Annotated in this window: 18 protein-coding genes and 1 pseudogene; 10 read left to right on the top strand and 9 right to left on the bottom strand. The window is 39.6% G+C overall.

Going from position 1 to position 17,004, the window contains the following annotated elements:
• Positions 1-3: 3 nt before the first annotated feature.
• Positions 4-1,533, bottom strand: a complete 1,530-nt coding sequence (istA, locus tag AC3IRT_RS09515; protein WP_489393026.1) for an IS21 family transposase — start codon at positions 1,531-1,533, stop codon at positions 4-6.
• A gap of 155 nt (positions 1,534-1,688) precedes the next feature.
• On the opposite strand from istA, the gene traM reads away from it, so the two are divergent.
• The 7 genes from traM to AC3IRT_RS09480 all read left to right on the top strand — a co-directional run bounded on the left by traM (position 1,689) and on the right by AC3IRT_RS09480 (position 6,871).
• Positions 1,689-2,405, top strand: a complete 717-nt coding sequence (traM, locus tag AC3IRT_RS09510; protein WP_489393025.1) for a conjugative transposon protein TraM — start codon at positions 1,689-1,691, stop codon at positions 2,403-2,405.
• A gap of 100 nt (positions 2,406-2,505) precedes the next feature.
• The gene (traN, locus tag AC3IRT_RS09505; protein WP_489393024.1) at positions 2,506-3,408 is read left to right on the top strand and encodes a conjugative transposon protein TraN; all 903 of its coding nucleotides are present in this window, start codon (positions 2,506-2,508) and stop codon (positions 3,406-3,408) included.
• A gap of 17 nt (positions 3,409-3,425) precedes the next feature.
• The gene (locus AC3IRT_RS09500; RefSeq protein WP_489393023.1) at positions 3,426-3,983 is read left to right on the top strand and encodes a conjugal transfer protein TraO; all 558 of its coding nucleotides are present in this window, start codon (positions 3,426-3,428) and stop codon (positions 3,981-3,983) included.
• A gap of 54 nt (positions 3,984-4,037) precedes the next feature.
• Complete coding sequence (locus AC3IRT_RS09495; RefSeq protein ID WP_489396123.1) at positions 4,038-4,442, top strand: DUF3872 domain-containing protein; 405 nt, start codon at positions 4,038-4,040, stop codon at positions 4,440-4,442.
• Positions 4,443-4,546: 104 nt separating this feature from the next.
• Positions 4,547-4,822, top strand: coding sequence for a molybdenum ABC transporter permease (locus AC3IRT_RS09490; protein ID WP_489393022.1), 276 nt, complete (start codon positions 4,547-4,549; stop codon positions 4,820-4,822).
• 63 nt (positions 4,823-4,885) lie between these two features.
• A complete protein-coding gene (locus AC3IRT_RS09485; RefSeq protein ID WP_489393021.1) occupies positions 4,886-6,199 on the top strand; it encodes a hypothetical protein in 1,314 nt (437 codons plus the stop codon).
• A 288-nt stretch (positions 6,200-6,487) separates the two neighbouring features.
• On the top strand, positions 6,488-6,871 hold the full coding sequence (locus AC3IRT_RS09480; RefSeq protein WP_489393020.1) for a response regulator: 384 nt from the start codon (positions 6,488-6,490) through the stop codon (positions 6,869-6,871).
• 31 nt (positions 6,872-6,902) lie between these two features.
• On the opposite strand, the gene AC3IRT_RS09475 is transcribed toward AC3IRT_RS09480, so the two are convergent.
• The 4 genes from AC3IRT_RS09475 to AC3IRT_RS09460 form a co-directional block, all read right to left on the bottom strand.
• A complete protein-coding gene (locus AC3IRT_RS09475) occupies positions 6,903-7,619 on the bottom strand; it encodes a hypothetical protein (protein WP_489393019.1) in 717 nt (238 codons plus the stop codon).
• A gap of 63 nt (positions 7,620-7,682) precedes the next feature.
• Positions 7,683-8,675: a hypothetical protein gene (locus tag AC3IRT_RS09470; protein ID WP_489393018.1), complete on the bottom strand. Its 993-nt coding sequence runs from the start codon at positions 8,673-8,675 to the stop codon at positions 7,683-7,685.
• A gap of 26 nt (positions 8,676-8,701) precedes the next feature.
• Positions 8,702-9,649 carry a hypothetical protein gene (locus AC3IRT_RS09465; RefSeq protein ID WP_489393017.1) on the bottom strand — a complete coding sequence of 316 codons (948 nt, stop codon included), beginning with the start codon at positions 9,647-9,649 and terminating at the stop codon, positions 8,702-8,704.
• Positions 9,650-9,986: 337 nt separating this feature from the next.
• Complete coding sequence (locus AC3IRT_RS09460; RefSeq protein WP_489393016.1) at positions 9,987-10,520, bottom strand: antirestriction protein ArdA; 534 nt, start codon at positions 10,518-10,520, stop codon at positions 9,987-9,989.
• Between the two features lie 478 nt (positions 10,521-10,998).
• Here AC3IRT_RS09460 and AC3IRT_RS09455 point away from each other — a divergent pair, with 478 nt between their 5' ends.
• A complete protein-coding gene (locus AC3IRT_RS09455; protein ID WP_162835070.1) occupies positions 10,999-11,160 on the top strand; it encodes a hypothetical protein in 162 nt (53 codons plus the stop codon).
• Between the two features lie 26 nt (positions 11,161-11,186).
• On the top strand, positions 11,187-12,824 hold the full coding sequence (locus tag AC3IRT_RS09450) for a recombinase family protein (RefSeq protein WP_489393015.1): 1,638 nt from the start codon (positions 11,187-11,189) through the stop codon (positions 12,822-12,824).
• Positions 12,825-12,915: 91 nt separating this feature from the next.
• Here AC3IRT_RS09450 and AC3IRT_RS09445 read toward each other — a convergent pair.
• From AC3IRT_RS09445 to AC3IRT_RS09430, 4 genes and pseudogenes are all read right to left on the bottom strand, one after another.
• Positions 12,916-13,254, bottom strand: a pseudogene (locus tag AC3IRT_RS09445) (TlpA family protein disulfide reductase); the annotation flags it as partial.
• Positions 13,255-13,438: 184 nt separating this feature from the next.
• Positions 13,439-14,290: an IS3 family transposase gene (locus AC3IRT_RS09440; protein ID WP_489393014.1), complete on the bottom strand. Its 852-nt coding sequence runs from the start codon at positions 14,288-14,290 to the stop codon at positions 13,439-13,441.
• Complete coding sequence (locus tag AC3IRT_RS09435) at positions 14,287-14,565, bottom strand: transposase (RefSeq protein ID WP_489393013.1); 279 nt, start codon at positions 14,563-14,565, stop codon at positions 14,287-14,289. The genes AC3IRT_RS09440 and AC3IRT_RS09435 overlap by 4 nt, the downstream gene beginning before the upstream one ends.
• A 117-nt stretch (positions 14,566-14,682) precedes the next feature.
• Entirely contained in the window at positions 14,683-15,930 is a 1,248-nt protein-coding gene (locus AC3IRT_RS09430) for a TlpA family protein disulfide reductase (RefSeq protein WP_489393012.1), read from the bottom strand.
• Positions 15,931-16,415: 485 nt separating this feature from the next.
• Here AC3IRT_RS09430 and AC3IRT_RS09425 point away from each other — a divergent pair, with 485 nt between their 5' ends.
• Positions 16,416-16,988, top strand: coding sequence for a discoidin domain-containing protein (locus AC3IRT_RS09425; protein ID WP_489393011.1), 573 nt, complete (start codon positions 16,416-16,418; stop codon positions 16,986-16,988).
• The last annotated feature ends 16 nt before the right edge of the window (positions 16,989-17,004 follow it).

Raw genomic sequence — 17,004 nt, 5'->3', positions numbered from 1 at the left:
GGGTTATTGGTAATAGTCTTCGCCACGGATATTGTCATGGCTGGGCATAGGGAGTTCATCGGCAAAGAGGCTTTCGGGGTACTGGTCCATATTCTTCTCCAATATCATCTGTATGGTCTTATAGGAGTAGATACCAAAGCCCAGCGCCCTTCTACAGGCATTGATCAAACGTTCGTTGCCGGCTTTTTTGGCAAAGCCAAGGATACCCACGCATGATCTGTAGGCCTGCTCTGGATGTTGCTTGCGCTCCAGTACCTTTAAGATATAGAGCCTCACGTCGTCATGGATGCTGGTGGCCCATTCCAGAAAACGCTCTGGTGTCCAATCAGTAACGAACCTATGGGTGGTGGCCATATGCTCCCTGTCGGTGGTATAGTTGTAGGGGCTTTTCATCCGCTTGTGCATGGCGATGCGTTCATAATGATAGAATACCTCCACATTTGAGCTGCTGTACATTATCTTGACCTTTTTACCGATAAAGCGGAATGGTACGCTGTAATAATGTTTGTCCACTCCTAGGTTCACGTGCCCGTTCTTCATAACGGTGGCATAGTGTTGCTTTTTGAAGGCATAGCGCAGTACCGGAAGAGGATTCAGTGCCTCTTTTTCGATCTCTTCGAACTGCAGCCTCCTGCTGTAGTTGCGACCTTTCAAAAGTTGTGTGTTATGGGATTCCAGCGCCTCCAGTATGGCCGAATTGAGCTCGGACAGCGAATGGAATACCTTTTTGTTCAACGGGGCATAGATGCGGCTATAGGCTATCTTTACCGCTCCCTCCACCAGTGCCTTATCCCTTGGGCGGTATGCCCTGGCCGGCAGGATCGTTGTTCCATAGTGGTCTGCGAAATCGGCAAAGGTATCGTTTAGGGTAGGCTCGTAGCGGTTGCTCTTGGTAACCGCTGCCCTGAGGTTATCAGGTACGATGGCTGCCGGAACACCGCCAAGATAATGGAGCGTGTTCTCGCAGGCCGAGATAAAGTCCTCTTTCTGTTGGCTCATGACCGCTTCAACATAGGTGAGCTGGCTGGCGGCCAAGATGGCAACGAAGACCTCCACCTGGGTTACCTCGCCCGTATTCTTGTCTACGATGGCGAGTTTCTGTCCCGCAAAATCGATAAAAAGTTTATCGCCCGCTTTATGGTCCAAGTGCATCACGGGGTTCACCCTGTTCTTCCACTGGTTGTAGTAGAAACAGAACTGGGTATATTGGAAGCCATCCGGAAACTCCTTCATATAGGCCTCCCATAGCATCATACGACTGACCCCGGTCCGCTTTAGTTCACGGTCAATGCGGGGAAAACAACGTTGAAGCGATATTAACCGGTTATTGGGAGCTTGTTCACGGCTCTTGCCAAAGAAATCATCCAGTTCCTTATCGTTAAGTGAATCAATCTGCTCAAAACTACAGCCGCTGGAACTGAAGGCCCTTAAATAAACTTTGACCGTATTACGGGAAACACCAGTATGGGTAGCGATGGAAAGCTTGCTACGCCCTTGGGAATACATTCTGAGTATCTGTCTGATCTTGCTCATGCTTATAGTGGAATTGGCCATTTCGATGGATTATATATCCATCAAAAGTAGGCTGGCCGCTATAGCATTCACGCATTATTCGAACTGGTCAATTTCCCCCGAAATCGGGTGGTCAATTTCAAGCGGAATAGGTGGTCAGTTTAAACCGAAATCGGGTGGTCAGTTTCAGCGAAATCTCCAACCTGCCATCAAATCCGGCACAGACGGATAATGCGGACACAACGGTTTCGGCAAAGATTTCCTCGCAAAAAGAACATTTCGTGGCATTCACACCCGTAAGGAAAAATACGGTTTCCGCATTGTACCGTGAGCCGACCGACAGTGCTTTTTTGGCAAACTGGAACGAAACCCGAAACCGTGGTTTCTATACGGCAGGCGTTTCGGAACAGGTCATACAACCGAAAAACAGCATTAGGGCTGTGGTGCAGGAAACACAGACCGTGACAGGCGAAAGCGGTGTACGGTTGCGTTTGTTGGAAACGGCGCAAACTCCCGTCCGTTCCATTCCGGCAGGAACGGTATTGACGGCTAACGCCAAGTTTCAAAGTGGCAGGTTGCAGTTAAAAGTAACATCCATCGAATTTGAGGGCAACATTATTCCGGTCGATATAACCGTTTATGACGTGGACGGACAGCAAGGGCTATATGTGCCGTATTCCCCCGAAATGAATGCCCTGTCAGAGATTGCCTCCAACATGAGCCAAACCTCCGGCACGTCCATCATGATGACACGCTCGGCAGGGCAACAGATGGCAGGCGACCTTTCCCGTGGTGTGGTGCAAGGGGTATCGGGTTATTTCTCCAGGAAAGTGAGGACACCGAAAGTAACCGTCAAAGCCGGTCATCAGATTTTCCTCGTTTCAAAAAATTAATGTTTAACTAAAATCAAAAAGAAAATGAAATGTTCATGTTTCCAAAAAACTAACACACATGAACATTCCATATCTCCATTAAAAAATAAATAATAACGATATGAACGCAATATTTAAAAGCCTCATGACAATAGTCTGTTTAACGGTCTTTATCACAGGTGCAAATGCACAGCAAATTGCATGCAATACAACAAAATTGAGCATGGGCAAGGTTGACCCTTACGAAATGCAGGTGACGTACAGCAAAACCTCGCACCTCATATTCCCGTCCGCAATTCGCTACGTGGATTTGGGCAGTGAATACCTTATTGCAGGCAAAGCCGAGGATGCGGAAAACGTACTGCGCATTAAGGCAAGCGTAAGGGATTTTGACGAGGAAACCAATTTTTCCGTCATCACGGACGATGGTCGGTTTTACAATTTCAATGTCTTTTACAGTCCTTATCCTGCAACGCTGAATTATGATTTGCTGACCATGCAAAAAGCATCGGACAGGGAAAACGGCAACGATGTTCTGTTTGAGGAATTGGGGGGCAATTCGCCGTCACTCGCTGGTTTGCTCATGGAAACGATTTACAAAAAGAATAAAAGGATTGTAAAGCATATCGGGGCAAAAAGCTACGGCATACAATTCCTGCTAAAAGGTATCTACGTCCATAACGGAAAATTCTATTTCCATACGGAACTGCGCAACAAAAGCAATGTTCCGTTCAACATTGACTTTGTGAATTTCAAGGTTGTGGACAAGAAAGTCGCCAAGCGTACCGTGGTACAGGAAAAGGCAATGAACCCGTTGCGTATGTACAAAACGCTCGGTGAAATTACGGGCAATACCACCGACCAAAACGTGTTCCTGCTTGACCAGTTTACCATCACAGATGACAAGGTTCTGGTTATCGAAATCTTTGAAAAGAATGGAGGCAGACAACAGGTATTGCAGGTGGAAAATTCCGACCTCGTACACGCCAAGCTGGTAAGCGATATGCACCTAAAGATTAATTAACCCATAAAGAACGAACAATGATGAGATACATTTTTGCCATGGGGCTTGCCATGCTAAGCATGACGGCGGTACAGGCACAACGGATGCTCCCCAAACAAAAGGGATTGGAAATAAACGCAGGTATGCTGTCCAAAGAAATAAGCGACAATTACTATCTGAATTTGACATTGACCGTGAACGGAAAGAACGGCAATTACTGGATATGGGGTGCGGAGTACACCCATCAGCTCTCGGATTACGGGGATGTACAGATACCGCTCGAAACCTATACGGGCGAGGTGGGTTACAGTCTTCAGCTATTGGGCGATGCAAGAAAGACCGTCACGCTGAATGCAGGGCTTACCGCCGTGGCAGGTTACGAAACCATCAACCGGAGCGAAGCAATGTTACCGGACGGCTCGACCATCCTCGACAAAGACAATTTCGTCTATGGTACGGGCGGACGGCTCACGCTCGAAACATACCTGTCCGACCGCTTTGTCCTGCTCCTGCAAGGGCGGACAAAAGTATTATGGGGTACGGATTTGAAACAGTTCCGTCCATCGGCAGGGATTGGACTAAGGTTTAACTTTTAAAATTGATTTACGATGAAAATATTAATCAGAAAGTACGGGCTACATTTGCAGGCAATGTTCATGCTCTTGGCGATGTTGGTCTGCGCCGTGGTGCTGACCTCGTGTGAAAAAGACGACCTCGACATCAGGCAGAATTACCCTTTTGAGGTACAGGTGATGCCTGTACCCAAAGAGGTAACGAACGGGCAGACCGTTGAAATACGGATTACCGTTCAACGGTCGGGCAATTTCAACGATGCGAAATACTTTATTCGCTATTTCCAGTTTGACGGACAGGGAGCATTGCGCTATTACAGTGAACCGCCGTATATGCCCAATGACGTGTACCTGTTGCCACAGACACAATTTAGGCTGTATTACACCTCGCAATCTACCGTATCACAGTCGTTTGATATTTGGATTTCGGACAACTTCGGGAACGAAAAGCAAATAAGTTTCCAGTTTAACAGCCGTGATTAAAAACAGAAAATCCCGTCCAAAGTGACGGGATGTTTCCATTTTTTAAGCCTGCTATTCGTTGCTTTTTCGTAAATTCAAAGTGTTGAATTATAATAGCTATCGTTATGGGTGCATCATTGGTTTTAGGCATAATAGCATTGGTTTTGGGATTAGGTCTGCGTTACTGGATTAACCGCAGGAAGTTTTACAGGCGTAGCCCGACCGGAGCAGAGAGCTTTTCATCTTATGAGAAATCCGTTATTATTAAAACTTCTGAACGTTTGGGCAAATGGATAGCTTATGCTTTGATTATCTTCGGTGTGCTGTTTTTATGGAGTTATTCGAGACAGAAAAAGGCAAAAGAAAAAGCATCCCAAAATATGGAGATACGTAAACCGTAAAGCATCCTTTTACTTTTATAAATTTCTAATAGGTGGCAAGCCCTAATAACAAATACTTATAAATTGAAAAATAAAATTCAAACTATTGTATATGATTTTTTCGTGAACTCTTCGGACTTCAACGGAATTCCCTTACGGAATATTTCCCAAAAGCTTAATATAGAATATGAAGCTTCAATAGACTTAATAAAAGAACTTGTTATTGAAGATTTCGTTTCAATTCAGTCAAGCACCAATCCCCATATTATAGGTTTTCAGCATTATCCAATTGACAGCCAATTAAGTATTTTGGAAGAAGCAAAAAAAACTAAAGAAGTTATTCATTCATTTGGTGATTTCAAAATCTCATCGGAGGATACAGAATTCCCTATTTGTCTCTATCCAAGTAAAATTTTCCTTACCAAGAATAGAACTTTAGCTGAATTTGGTAACGCTTGTTATACGCAACAGCTAGCACTCGGAGAACCTCATTTAAAACCAATTTTTTTTGAAATAGAAGTGTTGGATAGGTATTCTAATGACCCACGATTTGATTTCAAGTTTGAAGATTATTCTGGGCGTATTTCTTGCAAATATGATGAAAATGAAAAGCCAATTGTAAGGGATGAAGATGACATCTTTCTAAAAACATTTGGATTAGGTTTCGATGAAAATGGAAACAGGTTGGCAGTAGTTTACTTAAGATACCTAAAGGATTTAACCGCCGAGCATCAAATCTATTGGAAAAGCAGAGAGAAATCAGGTAACTGTAAAATGCTTGAAGAATATCATCAGAATACAATTCAAGGCAACTGGTCATCTTCTTATTCTATTTTTTCTGGCTTCATTGGAGAACAAAAATGCATAAACGACCTAACTGAATTGATTTTTTCCAAGACTCTATTTAGAAAAACATTTGAAGAAGAGAATAGACCAAAGGAATTCACGTTTTTCTTTACACCAACTTTGAAAAATTATAATGATTTCATATTGCTACTTGATAAAATGATTTCAGAAAACATCAATAAAGATTTTTTCGAGGGGAAGGTTGAACTATTTGAATACAAAGAATTAGGAAATGGTTTGGTAGAAAAGCAGTCTAAAGGTACACTACAAATTTTCGAAGAATGGCTAACTTCAGTTTTTAACGTAGAGGGAGACGGTACAATCAGTGAACTTTTTAAACCGTTAAAGAAAATACGAAGGGAAAGACAAAATCCGGCTCATAGAATTAGTGAAAACCAATATGATTTGAAGTTTACTGATAAACAAAAACAAATTATAAGTGATGCTTATTCAGTGTTTAGAAATCTAAGAAATATATTCCATCAACATCCCAAAGCGAAGAGCTTTGAAATTCCGAATTGGTTGGAAAATGGTAAAATCAAAACTTTCTAATGAGAGTCACACTGCAAATTATGCATATTACGTTTGTTGAACCTTTTTGGCTTCACTATATTTGTATCTGAAAATATAAAAATCTTAAAGTGTTGTTACTTTAAGTCTCGATACTGAAAACTGGTAATTTTTAAGACAACGAGACGATAAGTAGGAATGCTCACGCCATAGGCGTGGGTGCTCGCTTATTCGTTGTCAGGCATACCAGTGCCCCAGTATCGGTAAGTGTAGTTGCCTGCGCTTTTTTTTAATGCAGGAACTCCATACAAAATGAAAAACTACGTCAATATGGAGACTAAGAACATAAGCCGAATTACCACTGCATTTATCAATGATAAAAGTCCAGTGATGGATTTAATACATGATGACCTCGTTGCTTCGGGGGTAGATGTTGTCTTTCGCTCTGATAACGTTGCGGACGCGAACAATCAGCTATCTTCGTTAACAACGCTACCCAATATTTGCATCATCGACCTCGATTTTTCGGATAAAGACATAATGAAGCAAATACGGGAATTAAGAAGTCAATACCCTACATTGAAGCTAATTGCACATAGTGATATGGATGATGAAAAAGTTATTAGAGAACTTGCGGAGCTTGGCTTCTCAAAATATGTGCTGATAGGCGAAAATATAAAAAAAGCCATTGACGGGGCGGTCAATGGCAGATAGATGTTTTCGAAGGTGATATCGAATTACCGGTTCATATTATCGTGACTACGAAGGGAAAGTCCGCTTCTCCTATCTTTGTCGGAGTCTGTTTTCCTTTTGTCAAATTACTTACTTGGGATTTTGCATTATCGAAAATATCTGAAGCGGTATAAACAGAATTCCTAAAATATTCGTGTGCATATAGGGCTATATCTATCATGACCTGCAAAAAGAAATAACTGTATGCACTTTCGTTGATATCACAAGCAAATAAATAAAGAATCCCATTTTCTGACTGCTGTAACACATTATTGAACTTTTCAACGGATTCTTCTCTTGTAAGAGGAAACTTGACAATTCCCCCATATCTATATTTTGGCACTAATCTATTAATCCTTTGAATATCTAATTCAATGTCTATAATATTTCTACATGATTCGATGATATGTAATTGCTTTTGACAGCCGAATTGAATTTGTCCAGGTTGTATGAATAAATTTTCCTGTAACTGAAATATCTGTATCCCATCCTTGTTTGCACCATGACCAACCAATACAATTATTAAATAATCTACTTCATTAAGTGTGGTTAGGTCATTGATAGTGTCAACATCCGGTTCTTCTAAAATAATTATTTCTGTATCAAAATCAAAAGCACCACCCGCATTGCTGGTGAAAAAATCAATATACAACTGGATAATTTTTCGGTCGTTTATTAATTCTGTTGGTGTTTTACTATAACCCTTGATAAAAAGTACGTTTCTTTCCATGATATTACTAATATTATCTTTTAGCAGTTATGTTGTCTTGCTCTTCAAATGAAACCAATTAGGCTACAACTCCTCGATTATACGGACAATCTCATCATCTTCTAATGTAAATATTATCTGCCCATATTTTTGTGGATGCTTTATTTCTGGGTCGTCAGAGATAGGGAAAAACTTTATACCGATTGTTACTATTGGTAAATTGAAATTCCATGATGACCTAATTTTAAGGTCTTTGAAACATAAGGACTGTGTTGCAGAATTAAGATACTCTTTGATTTCATCAATTCCGTTAGCGCGGAAAACCGTTTGCCAATTCTTACGTTTCTCAAAGACGATATTCTCACTAATATTTTTCAAAATATCCTTTTCATTGAAACTATTGCAAGCTTTAATGAAATCCCTAATAATTTTGCGAGGTATTTTTTGTGTCTCCCGAATTTCTTTCCGTTTGTTTTCAAGATACACAGTAAAATCGGCATCTACCAACTCATGCATTTTGTAGTACCCCTCATAAAAGGCTTCCAAAGGCGTTTTATACAGCTTGTCTTTTAAGATTTCTACATTGCTGTCTTCATTCTCAACCCTAAATTCGTTTAAAAGTAAAAAACCTTGTTCTTTTGTTGCTCTATTAAGTCCATCTATAATGTTCACGTAGTAATCCCGTTCTGTTTCTTCAAACATAACCTTGATTACAGGACTAAACCTTTCAGGCTTATCCTTTGACTTCTTTACAAGATACTTTGTTTCGTTTAGAGGGTTTTCAATCGGTCTTCCCCAACCATCAGTACAAAACTCCGATTGGTGTCTGGATATTTCAACTCTGATTTCTTTTCGTCCTCTTTCAAGGTCTGATGTAAATTCATATCCTGAGAAACACGCAAGAATAGCCTTATCCAATTCCCACTCCTCATAATCACTTGTGAAGCTTATTTGATAGCTAGATTCATACTCACGGATATAAACCGGGAACTGAATTTTACTCTCAATAATTTTTTGCTGTATCTGTTCTATATCAGACTTTCGATTTACTGCTATCTCGATTTGGGTTTCTATCATTGGGTGAATGCTATTTGTTCAACCGCCTATAAGTGGTTTCTTATTATTTCTATTTCCTCGATTTTCAGAACTTTTGTTTTGATGTTTAGTCTTTCAAATGTCTTTTCAGCTTTATACTTGCATCTATCATCATTTGTTAGGAAAAAGTCGAAATGGGATGCGTAAAAAGTATGTAATGCATCGTCAAACATATTATTGAAATGTCCGTCACTTTTATATCCGGAAAAATCGTATTTAAAAAAGATATCATGCACTTTTGAATACATGATGTTGTCGCTTGTTTTGTTGTTTGGGGTGTAAGCATCAAAAATATCGATAAGTTCCAAATGCTTTGGAATATCTTTTAAGTTCGTTTGAACAGATTTCAAAATTTCTTTGTTGTTTTTTACTCTGTTCAAACTATTCAATAGCTTGCTTCTAAATGACTTATACAATCCATAGTCAGATTTTAATCGAGACTGAAAATTGAAAATATCCGCTTGTAGGGCGTATTGCGTGTTGTGAATTTTTGAAAGAGGAAACATTATTCCCCAAAATTGCTCGGCAGAATATCCTTTTTTGAATTCTGGAGGAAGCGGTATGTGTTTGTAAAGGGCAACTGCACTTTTTAATAGAGGTTCGTCCTCGAATAATTCTTCATATGAATTTGGCTCAAACTCCCAATCAGTTAATTTCTCATCGAAGAAATCTCTGATTTCTCGATATTGCCAAGTAACATCATTTTGTCCCCAATATTGACAAATACACAGATTATTGGTGTATGACTTTATATTTGCTAAATGCCCATCAATAAAATTGGGGTTCTTCTGATAACCTCGAAACAAATCATTGAGATGAGCATTTGAATAGGCAGTAGTAAGCGTTTTATCCAATAACATACTTGATAGCTCTTGGTAGTGTGGTTTTTCTACCTCATCAAGTCGGTCTATTTTTTCTAATCTATCGAAAATATTTAAGTCAATATATGCTTTCATTTAGGTCTGCTATATAATCCTTTTCAATACAAAGGTTGTTTCAATATTACAAATTTAAAGAATTAAAGCCTTTCTTTATCAGTGACTGAAGTAAAGTTCATTGATTACAATAATCGGTTTCTTTGCTACTTTCTTTTCCGTCTCAACTCATGAAAGAAAGTAGACTATCCCGATACAGCCTATTTGGAAAATGCAGGTAAGGAACGGCGGAGCGGAAGCATTTAACAAAGGGGGTGTTCCGCTTTCCGCAAAAAGACTGTTCCGACCATCGGGCGGATCTGTCTTTTTGCCCACCGGATTTTAATAAAAATGGAAACGGCGTACCGTTCCCGAAAATTTACGAATTATAAAATACGTGACCGCTATTGCTCCAATAGTTACCGCTAAACAGGTCACGGGCATAAGCCTCATAATCGAAGTACGTTTTTGCAAATTCGGGCAAGTCCATTTGCTCTACCTGTTCATAGGCAAAATCTTCCTCGTCTTTGTACTCGCCTATATAGTCATCGTCAAAGTCGCTTATTAGGCCGTCAATATCGCCTTCGGATAGCTTACGGTGTCCGTTTTCGCACCATATTAGGAATGCCTCTTTTCGGGTTTCGTCCATATCTTCCAAAGCCTCCAAAACCTCAAAGATGCTATCGCTTATCCAACTTTCGCCCATTAATCCGTTTGGGATATTCTCGTAGTCTTGGAACATAAATTCGGGATCTTCCTCGTCATCGTGCAACTCCCTGCAAGCGTCGTAGAATTCGTCTTTGTCCACATAGTCGGATAGCGTTAGCCACTCCCCGAATATTGAACCGTCATTATATTTTGCGTATGTGCCGACATATACCCTTGCTTCCGATGTGTTTATTTGATGTGTCATTTCTTTACTTTTTTTGATTTATTCGGCAATGAGAGGTGGTGCTGTTGTTTTGTTTCAATACCATTTCCAATGCTTATATTCCTCATGCCTGACATTTTTTTTATTCGTGTAAAGAGCCGGAGTATGCTATGTTTCGTTTCGGGAGCATCAAAGGTTAGTGTTTAGTAGGCACAAGGTTTTGAAAAAAAAATACACCCAACGGGCTGGATATTTTTTTTTCAAACTTGCATGACCTTTTGCCTACGTTAAGAACACGGACATACCTTTGCTCCATGAAACGTGAACAACAGGCATACTCGCTTTATAGGCATAACCAAACGTGGAAATAATGAGGATAGCATTGCCGAAATGGTTCTAAACAGGCAGACTATGCCAAGTAATTCAACCTAAAGACACAATCCAATATCCACTCCATCAGTACGATAAGTTTGTCTGTGCGGATTAATCCGCTCGGTTAACAGGCAAAAATGAGTTGAAGATGGAGAAAGAAAAAGCGAACGATTTAACACCCGAAAGAGTTGTACAAATCTTGAAAAAGAAAGGAACAGAGGTCGATATAGAGGAAGCAAAAACCATCTTGGAGTTTGTCAAGAAGATAGCTCATATTGCAGTTAACCAATATCTAAGAGGAAAACTTTAACCCAATGAACAAGAAAAACTGTTGTGATGAGAAAGGCAGATTTATACATACGTGTATCGACAGACGAGCAAGCGGACAAGGGATATTCGCAACGTGACCAAGAAGACCGATTAAGAAAGTATTGTGAAATAAAAGGCATTCCGGTAAGGGATGTTTACATAGAAGACCATTCGGCAAAATCGTTTAAACGTCCAGAGTGGCAGAAATATTTATCTAATCTACGCAAGATAAAGAATAACAAATCGGGGTCAATAATCCTATTCACTAAATGGGATAGGTTTAGTAGAAACGCAGGGGATGCCTATCAAATGATTAACCAGTTGCGGACAAATGGCGTTGAGCCTGTTGCGATAGAACAGCCCTTAGACCTTACCATTCCCGAAAATAAAATCATGCTTGCGTTCTATCTTGCTTCACCGGAAGTTGAGAACGACAGGCGTGCATTAAATGTCTTTCACGGGATGCGCAGGGCGAAAAAAGAGGGGCGGTATATGGGTACTGCTCCATTGGGATATGCCAATAAGATAACAGAGGGCAAAAAGAAGTTCATTGCACCCCATGATTTTGAAGCACCGCTTTTACAATGGGCGTTTGAACAAATCGTTTCCAATAACTTCAATACCGAACAGATATGGAAAATGGTTCGGGATAAAGCCGATGGAAAAGGTCGGTTCAGCAAAAATAACTTTTGGGTAGCCGTCCGAAACCCCTTGTACTGTGGCAAAATATTCATTCCTCCCTACAAAGAGGAAAAGGGATATTTTGTCAAAGGACAGCATGAGCCATTAATCAGCGAAAAGACGTTTGCGGATGTACAGGATATTCTCGATGGGAGAAAGAGGGTTGTAAAGCCTAAAATCGTGGCTATGGACAATCTACCGCTTAGAGGGTTTATTAAATGCCCTAACCCTAACTGTAATAGGATGCTCACAGGAAGTGCCTCAAAGGGCAAGATGGGCAATTACTATTACTACTACCATTGCACTTCCTCTTGCGGAGTACGGTTCAAAGCCGAAACCGCCAATGAGGCTTTCTTAAAACAGTTACGGTACATGTCGCCAAAAGAGGGTATGGTCGATGTCTTTATCGAAGCCTTTATAAAAGACTTCAATAACAAAACCAAAGCCCAAAATACCGAACGGGTAAATATCATAGGTGAGATTGATGCGTTGAACAAACGCTATCAAAATGCGCTTTTAAAAAATGCCGATGGAGAAATGGCAGACGATGATTTCCAAGAAGTAAAAAAATTGACCAAAGGAAAGATTGAGGTTTTGGAAAGAAGATTAAACGACTTGGCAGTAGTTGGAACGGAGATTAAAGACTTGGTAGCATCCACCTTAAAAAAGGTCGCAAACATTGATAGACGGTATGAAAACGGTGATATTGAGGAAAAAAGGCTTATAGTGAGTTCGATGTTCCCCGATTTTTTGGAATTTGACGGGACACAACATCGAACTCCGAGACTAAATTCTGCGATTGCTCTTATCTATCAGAATAACAGTAAGTTACAAGGTAAAAAAAATGGGACAAGTCTTTCTTTTTTAGACTTGTCCCAAGATGTGATCCCGCTGGGATCATGTTTTGAGTGTAAAATCGCTGATAATGATGGTTTAAAGTCACTTTTAAAAAACGACTCACCGCAAAGCTCACCTTCTTTTTAGCTGCAAATGCTATTTTATAAATATAGGTATGAAAAAATCAAAAGTGAAATAAATGAATTTGTATAATTGTAGCTTTAAACTTTTCTACTGTCTACAGCTCAATCAATTTATCGAGTAGACTTTCCCAATCAAACTGAAACGAAGTAGAAATCAATTTACCCTCCGGTGATATTAGAAATTTACTAGGGTAGCCATTCACCTTATAATCCCTTTCTACAATAGAATTAGACATCAGTACCGGAATCTGATAGCTGTTTGTTGCCAAAAACTTCTCGACCTTATATTTAATATCGTAGCAGGCGATGGTTAATAATTCGGCTTTGTTCTGCTTATCTTTTAAGTGAAAGGCATTGAGCTTTGGCATCTCTGCAACACAAGGACCACACCATGTTCCCCAAAAGTCGAGCACTGTCCAGCGGCCTTTTAGTTGATCTGAAGAATAATCCTAATCATTCAGTGCTTTTAATAGGAAAGCGGGTGCATCTGGCAACTTCGGCATGAGCTCTGTATGAAAATATTTGCTAAACGATTCCTGTGGATACGTTTTAAGGTAGTGAGCTTGAATATGATACTACCTATTTGTTGGACAACATTTGTACTAAACTAAGATATAATTACGATACATTTTTGATTTGCTGATTGAACATTTCGTCGGGAGTTATCCGCCCAATTGATTTGTGTCTTCTTTCTGTGTTGTAGAAAACGATGTAATCCTTGAGCTGTCTGTAGAGATCCACTCCACCATTTGGTGGATTTAGATATATTTTCTCCCTTTTGAGTGAACCCCAAAACCTTTCGATGTATATATTGTCCAAGGCTCTGCCTTTGCCATCCATGGATATTTTTACCTGATTTTCTTTAAGAAGTTTTATAAAAACTTCTGAGGTAAACTGCGAACCCTGATCGGTATTGAATATCTCGGGCTTACCGTAGTTCTGCATGGCATCTGCCAGCACATCCCGGCACCATTCGGCGTTCATGGTATTAGATACATCCCAACCCATTATCTTTCTACTGTAAACGTCGATTATGGCGAACATATACATGAAACCCCTGAACATAGGAATGTAGGTGATATCTGCCTGCCATACCTGATTAACTCGTCCAATCTTTAGATTCCTGAGCAGATAAGGAAATTTGTAATCCGCCTTACAGGCCTTACTAAGGTTCTTTTTAGGATGTATAGTCTTTAGGTTCATAATCTTATACAACCTTCGAACACGCTTGTGTCCGACAAAGTATCCAAGATCCTGCCGCAGGTAGTCCGTCATGCCCTCAACGCCATAGAAGGGGCAATCCAAGAACTTACGGTCTTTGAGATTCGTAAGTTGTAGATTGAATGGGGACTCTCCTTTACCCTTAAAATAATAACTACTGCGGGGCAGCTCAATCACTTTACACTGCTGATAAACGCTCATCTTCTTATAAGAGGGGCAAACAAGTCCGCGCTTCTCGTTCAAACTCATTTGCCCAATACTTTTTTTAAGAAATCAACTTGTATCTGGAGCTCACCGATCTTCGAATAAAGCTCCTTCTCTTTGGAATCATCCTTTATTGAGGATTTCTCAGCCGTAAAAACCGATTCTGCATTGTCCAGAAACTCCCGTTTCCAAGTATTGATCTGCGTAGGATGTAGCTCGTACTTCGACGCCAGTTCTTGGATTGTTTGCTGTTCTTTGATCGCTTCTATGGCAACTTTCGCCTTAAAACTTGCACTAAATTTCCTGCGTTCTCTTTTCATTCTCAACTGCTAATTTAAACATTTATACAGTTGTCCAATAGTTGGATAGTATAATAATTCTGTTCTTATACCATAAACTTAGAGCAAATCTTTGATAAATACAGAAGTACTGAACCCTTATTTCCTATTGCTCAATTGACGATCTAGTTCTTCTCCACTAAGATTAAACCCTACTACTGTGCCCATTTTATCGATCAAGAAGTTTGATGGTACTCCATGGATCTTATATTGTTTCGCTACCACATTATTCCATCCTTGCAGGTCTGAAACATGTAGCCATTTCAGATCCTCCATCTGTATTGTCTGTGTCCAATTTTCATGATTTATGTCGACCGATATGCCTATGATTTCAAAATCTTGACCATTATATTTATTATAAATGTTTTTGAGGGCTGGCAAATGTTCTCTGCAAGCCCCACACCAACTGGCCCAAAATTGAATTAGTACGGTTTTGCCTCGCAATTGAGATAATGTTTGCGGATTTCCCTTCCAATCAGTTTGAGTGAAATCGAGTGCTTCCTTGTTAAGGATATCTTGGGCGAACTCTCGCGCAGTAATAAAATTCTTAATTCTCCATCCTGTCGGTAGATTTTTCACCCTTTCTGAGAGATTGTCGTAGAGGGCAGTAAGAGATTTCATATCCATAAGCTCACTATCATAATATTCCTCAAGTTCTATAGTTGATGCGGGAGAGTTGGGATGATCCTTTACGAAATTTAGAATCTTATCGTTATAATAAATTGGGTATTGCGTACGCACGAAATCCATTACAATAGGTCGCACGATGGAATCTTTGTATTTCTGATCCTCAATATCTCGATGTTCATTAAGCAGTTGCTGATATTTTGCTTCGATGACTTCATAAAAACCATCTTTTAATTTCAAAAGAAGCGCATATTCTTTTTGAGCAGCTGTAGGGGTAGTAATTATACTATTGGCTATAATACTATCAGATTTAATATGGTGTTGACCTGCCTCAGCCAAGAAAATGTAAAAATTATCTAATTCTGCTGCAATCTCATTGAGGCTTTTATTTGGGTTTTGACTAATTGCATCATCCGGGAAAAATGTCACGAATGACCTGCGTGGTTCGTCTAATGGCGCGGTTATTTTTATAATGTTATTTTCAACCTCTGGTATGATCGAATGTCCTCCAACCGTTATCATAAATTTGCCGGAACGATTTTGCAGTTGATTAATGTCAATGGTTAATTCAAAAAGTCCTGAGTCTCTATCATTATGATTTGCTTTGTTGCCAGCAAAGCTAATGTTAAGGGATATTGCTGTTATTATACCTAGTGATAATAGGTAAGAAATTATTTTGTTGATTGTGGTTTGACGAATTGGTGTTAATATAATTTCCATAGTATAATGTTATCAGGTCTGCAATATATATATATTAAGGTAGGGAAAATTATTGTAAAAAGCTTGTTTCCATGCGAACTTTACAAATATTCTTTTAGCGAAACTGCTTTTATAACAGTTCGGAGCTCTTCAACGTACTTAGAGCTATTATTGGTAACCACTCGAAGATTTGAAATACAACATTATGATGAGATTAACCGGTACTTGTGAACCCATATCATAAGACAATAATATAATAACATTTGCTTACGATTTTGTAATCTATTCTAGTTTAAAAAGCTGTTGTGATGCTACAACTTCGACCGTTTAAACTAGCGTAATCGAATTTATCACTGAGTTAAAAATTATTCACAGCCTGCCTCATCCTTTGTTTTTTTATGTGTATTTGTGTCATTAACAATGTGTTAACAACCTTGTGGCTTTTAGCTTATTATATTTGGTTATAACTAAATCGTTATAGCTAAACTATACTAATAATACCTTTTATGAAGAACAGAACCATGGTAATCTATGCGCTCTTTGCTGGGTGCATGTTAACTGGAGTCAGTAGTTGTGAAAAGGAGGAAGTTCGATATTATGAACTACTTCCAGAGCAAGAGGAGCCAGAAATGGATATTACTTCGTCTGGCACTATTTCAGTAAATTTCGAAAATAGTGGCGGTGCAGGAGGAAATGAAGGGTCTCTCAAGCTCGTGGACAATGATTACAATTCCAAATTCTTAATCAATCCCTATCGGGATAATCTTTACTTACAATTAAGTTTTCCGGGAACAATTGCTGTGTCCGCCTACATTCTTGCCTCAGCGAATGATGCTCAGGATCGTGATCCAAAGAACTGGGAATTGGTAGGATCGAACGATTTAGATAACTGGACGGTTCTAGACAAGAAGGAAAACTACATGTTTACTTCTCGATTAGAAAAAGTTCGTTTCGATATCGAAAACACCACACAGTATCGTTATTACCGATTAAACATTACTGCTATTCGTGGGGGAACTGGCTTATTTCAGATGGCAGAGTGGCGCTTAATCTACGATCCAAACAGAAATACTGACTAACAACCATTTTATAACC

The organism is Sphingobacterium sp. KH_072 (genome assembly GCF_057837975.1).
This window is presented reverse-complemented; position numbering and strand designations above follow the sequence as displayed.

Coding starts and splice junctions, on each gene's coding strand:
- istA (WP_489393026.1), bottom strand. CDS start 1,533: ATGAGCAAGATCAGACAGATACTCAGAATGTATTCCCAAGGGCGTAGC.
- traN (WP_489393024.1), top strand. CDS start 2,506: ATGAACGCAATATTTAAAAGCCTCATGACAATAGTCTGTTTAACGGTC.
- AC3IRT_RS09500 (WP_489393023.1), top strand. CDS start 3,426: ATGATGAGATACATTTTTGCCATGGGGCTTGCCATGCTAAGCATGACG.
- AC3IRT_RS09495 (WP_489396123.1), top strand. CDS start 4,038: ATGTTCATGCTCTTGGCGATGTTGGTCTGCGCCGTGGTGCTGACCTCG.
- AC3IRT_RS09490 (WP_489393022.1), top strand. CDS start 4,547: ATGGGTGCATCATTGGTTTTAGGCATAATAGCATTGGTTTTGGGATTA.
- AC3IRT_RS09480 (WP_489393020.1), top strand. CDS start 6,488: ATGGAGACTAAGAACATAAGCCGAATTACCACTGCATTTATCAATGAT.
- AC3IRT_RS09475 (WP_489393019.1), bottom strand. CDS start 7,619: ATGGAAAGAAACGTACTTTTTATCAAGGGTTATAGTAAAACACCAACA.
- AC3IRT_RS09470 (WP_489393018.1), bottom strand. CDS start 8,675: ATGATAGAAACCCAAATCGAGATAGCAGTAAATCGAAAGTCTGATATA.
- AC3IRT_RS09465 (WP_489393017.1), bottom strand. CDS start 9,649: ATGAAAGCATATATTGACTTAAATATTTTCGATAGATTAGAAAAAATA.
- AC3IRT_RS09460 (WP_489393016.1), bottom strand. CDS start 10,520: ATGACACATCAAATAAACACATCGGAAGCAAGGGTATATGTCGGCACA.
- AC3IRT_RS09455 (WP_162835070.1), top strand. CDS start 10,999: ATGGAGAAAGAAAAAGCGAACGATTTAACACCCGAAAGAGTTGTACAA.
- AC3IRT_RS09450 (WP_489393015.1), top strand. CDS start 11,187: ATGAGAAAGGCAGATTTATACATACGTGTATCGACAGACGAGCAAGCG.
- AC3IRT_RS09440 (WP_489393014.1), bottom strand. CDS start 14,290: ATGAGTTTGAACGAGAAGCGCGGACTTGTTTGCCCCTCTTATAAGAAG.
- AC3IRT_RS09435 (WP_489393013.1), bottom strand. CDS start 14,565: ATGAAAAGAGAACGCAGGAAATTTAGTGCAAGTTTTAAGGCGAAAGTT.
- AC3IRT_RS09430 (WP_489393012.1), bottom strand. CDS start 15,930: ATGGAAATTATATTAACACCAATTCGTCAAACCACAATCAACAAAATA.
- AC3IRT_RS09425 (WP_489393011.1), top strand. CDS start 16,416: ATGAAGAACAGAACCATGGTAATCTATGCGCTCTTTGCTGGGTGCATG.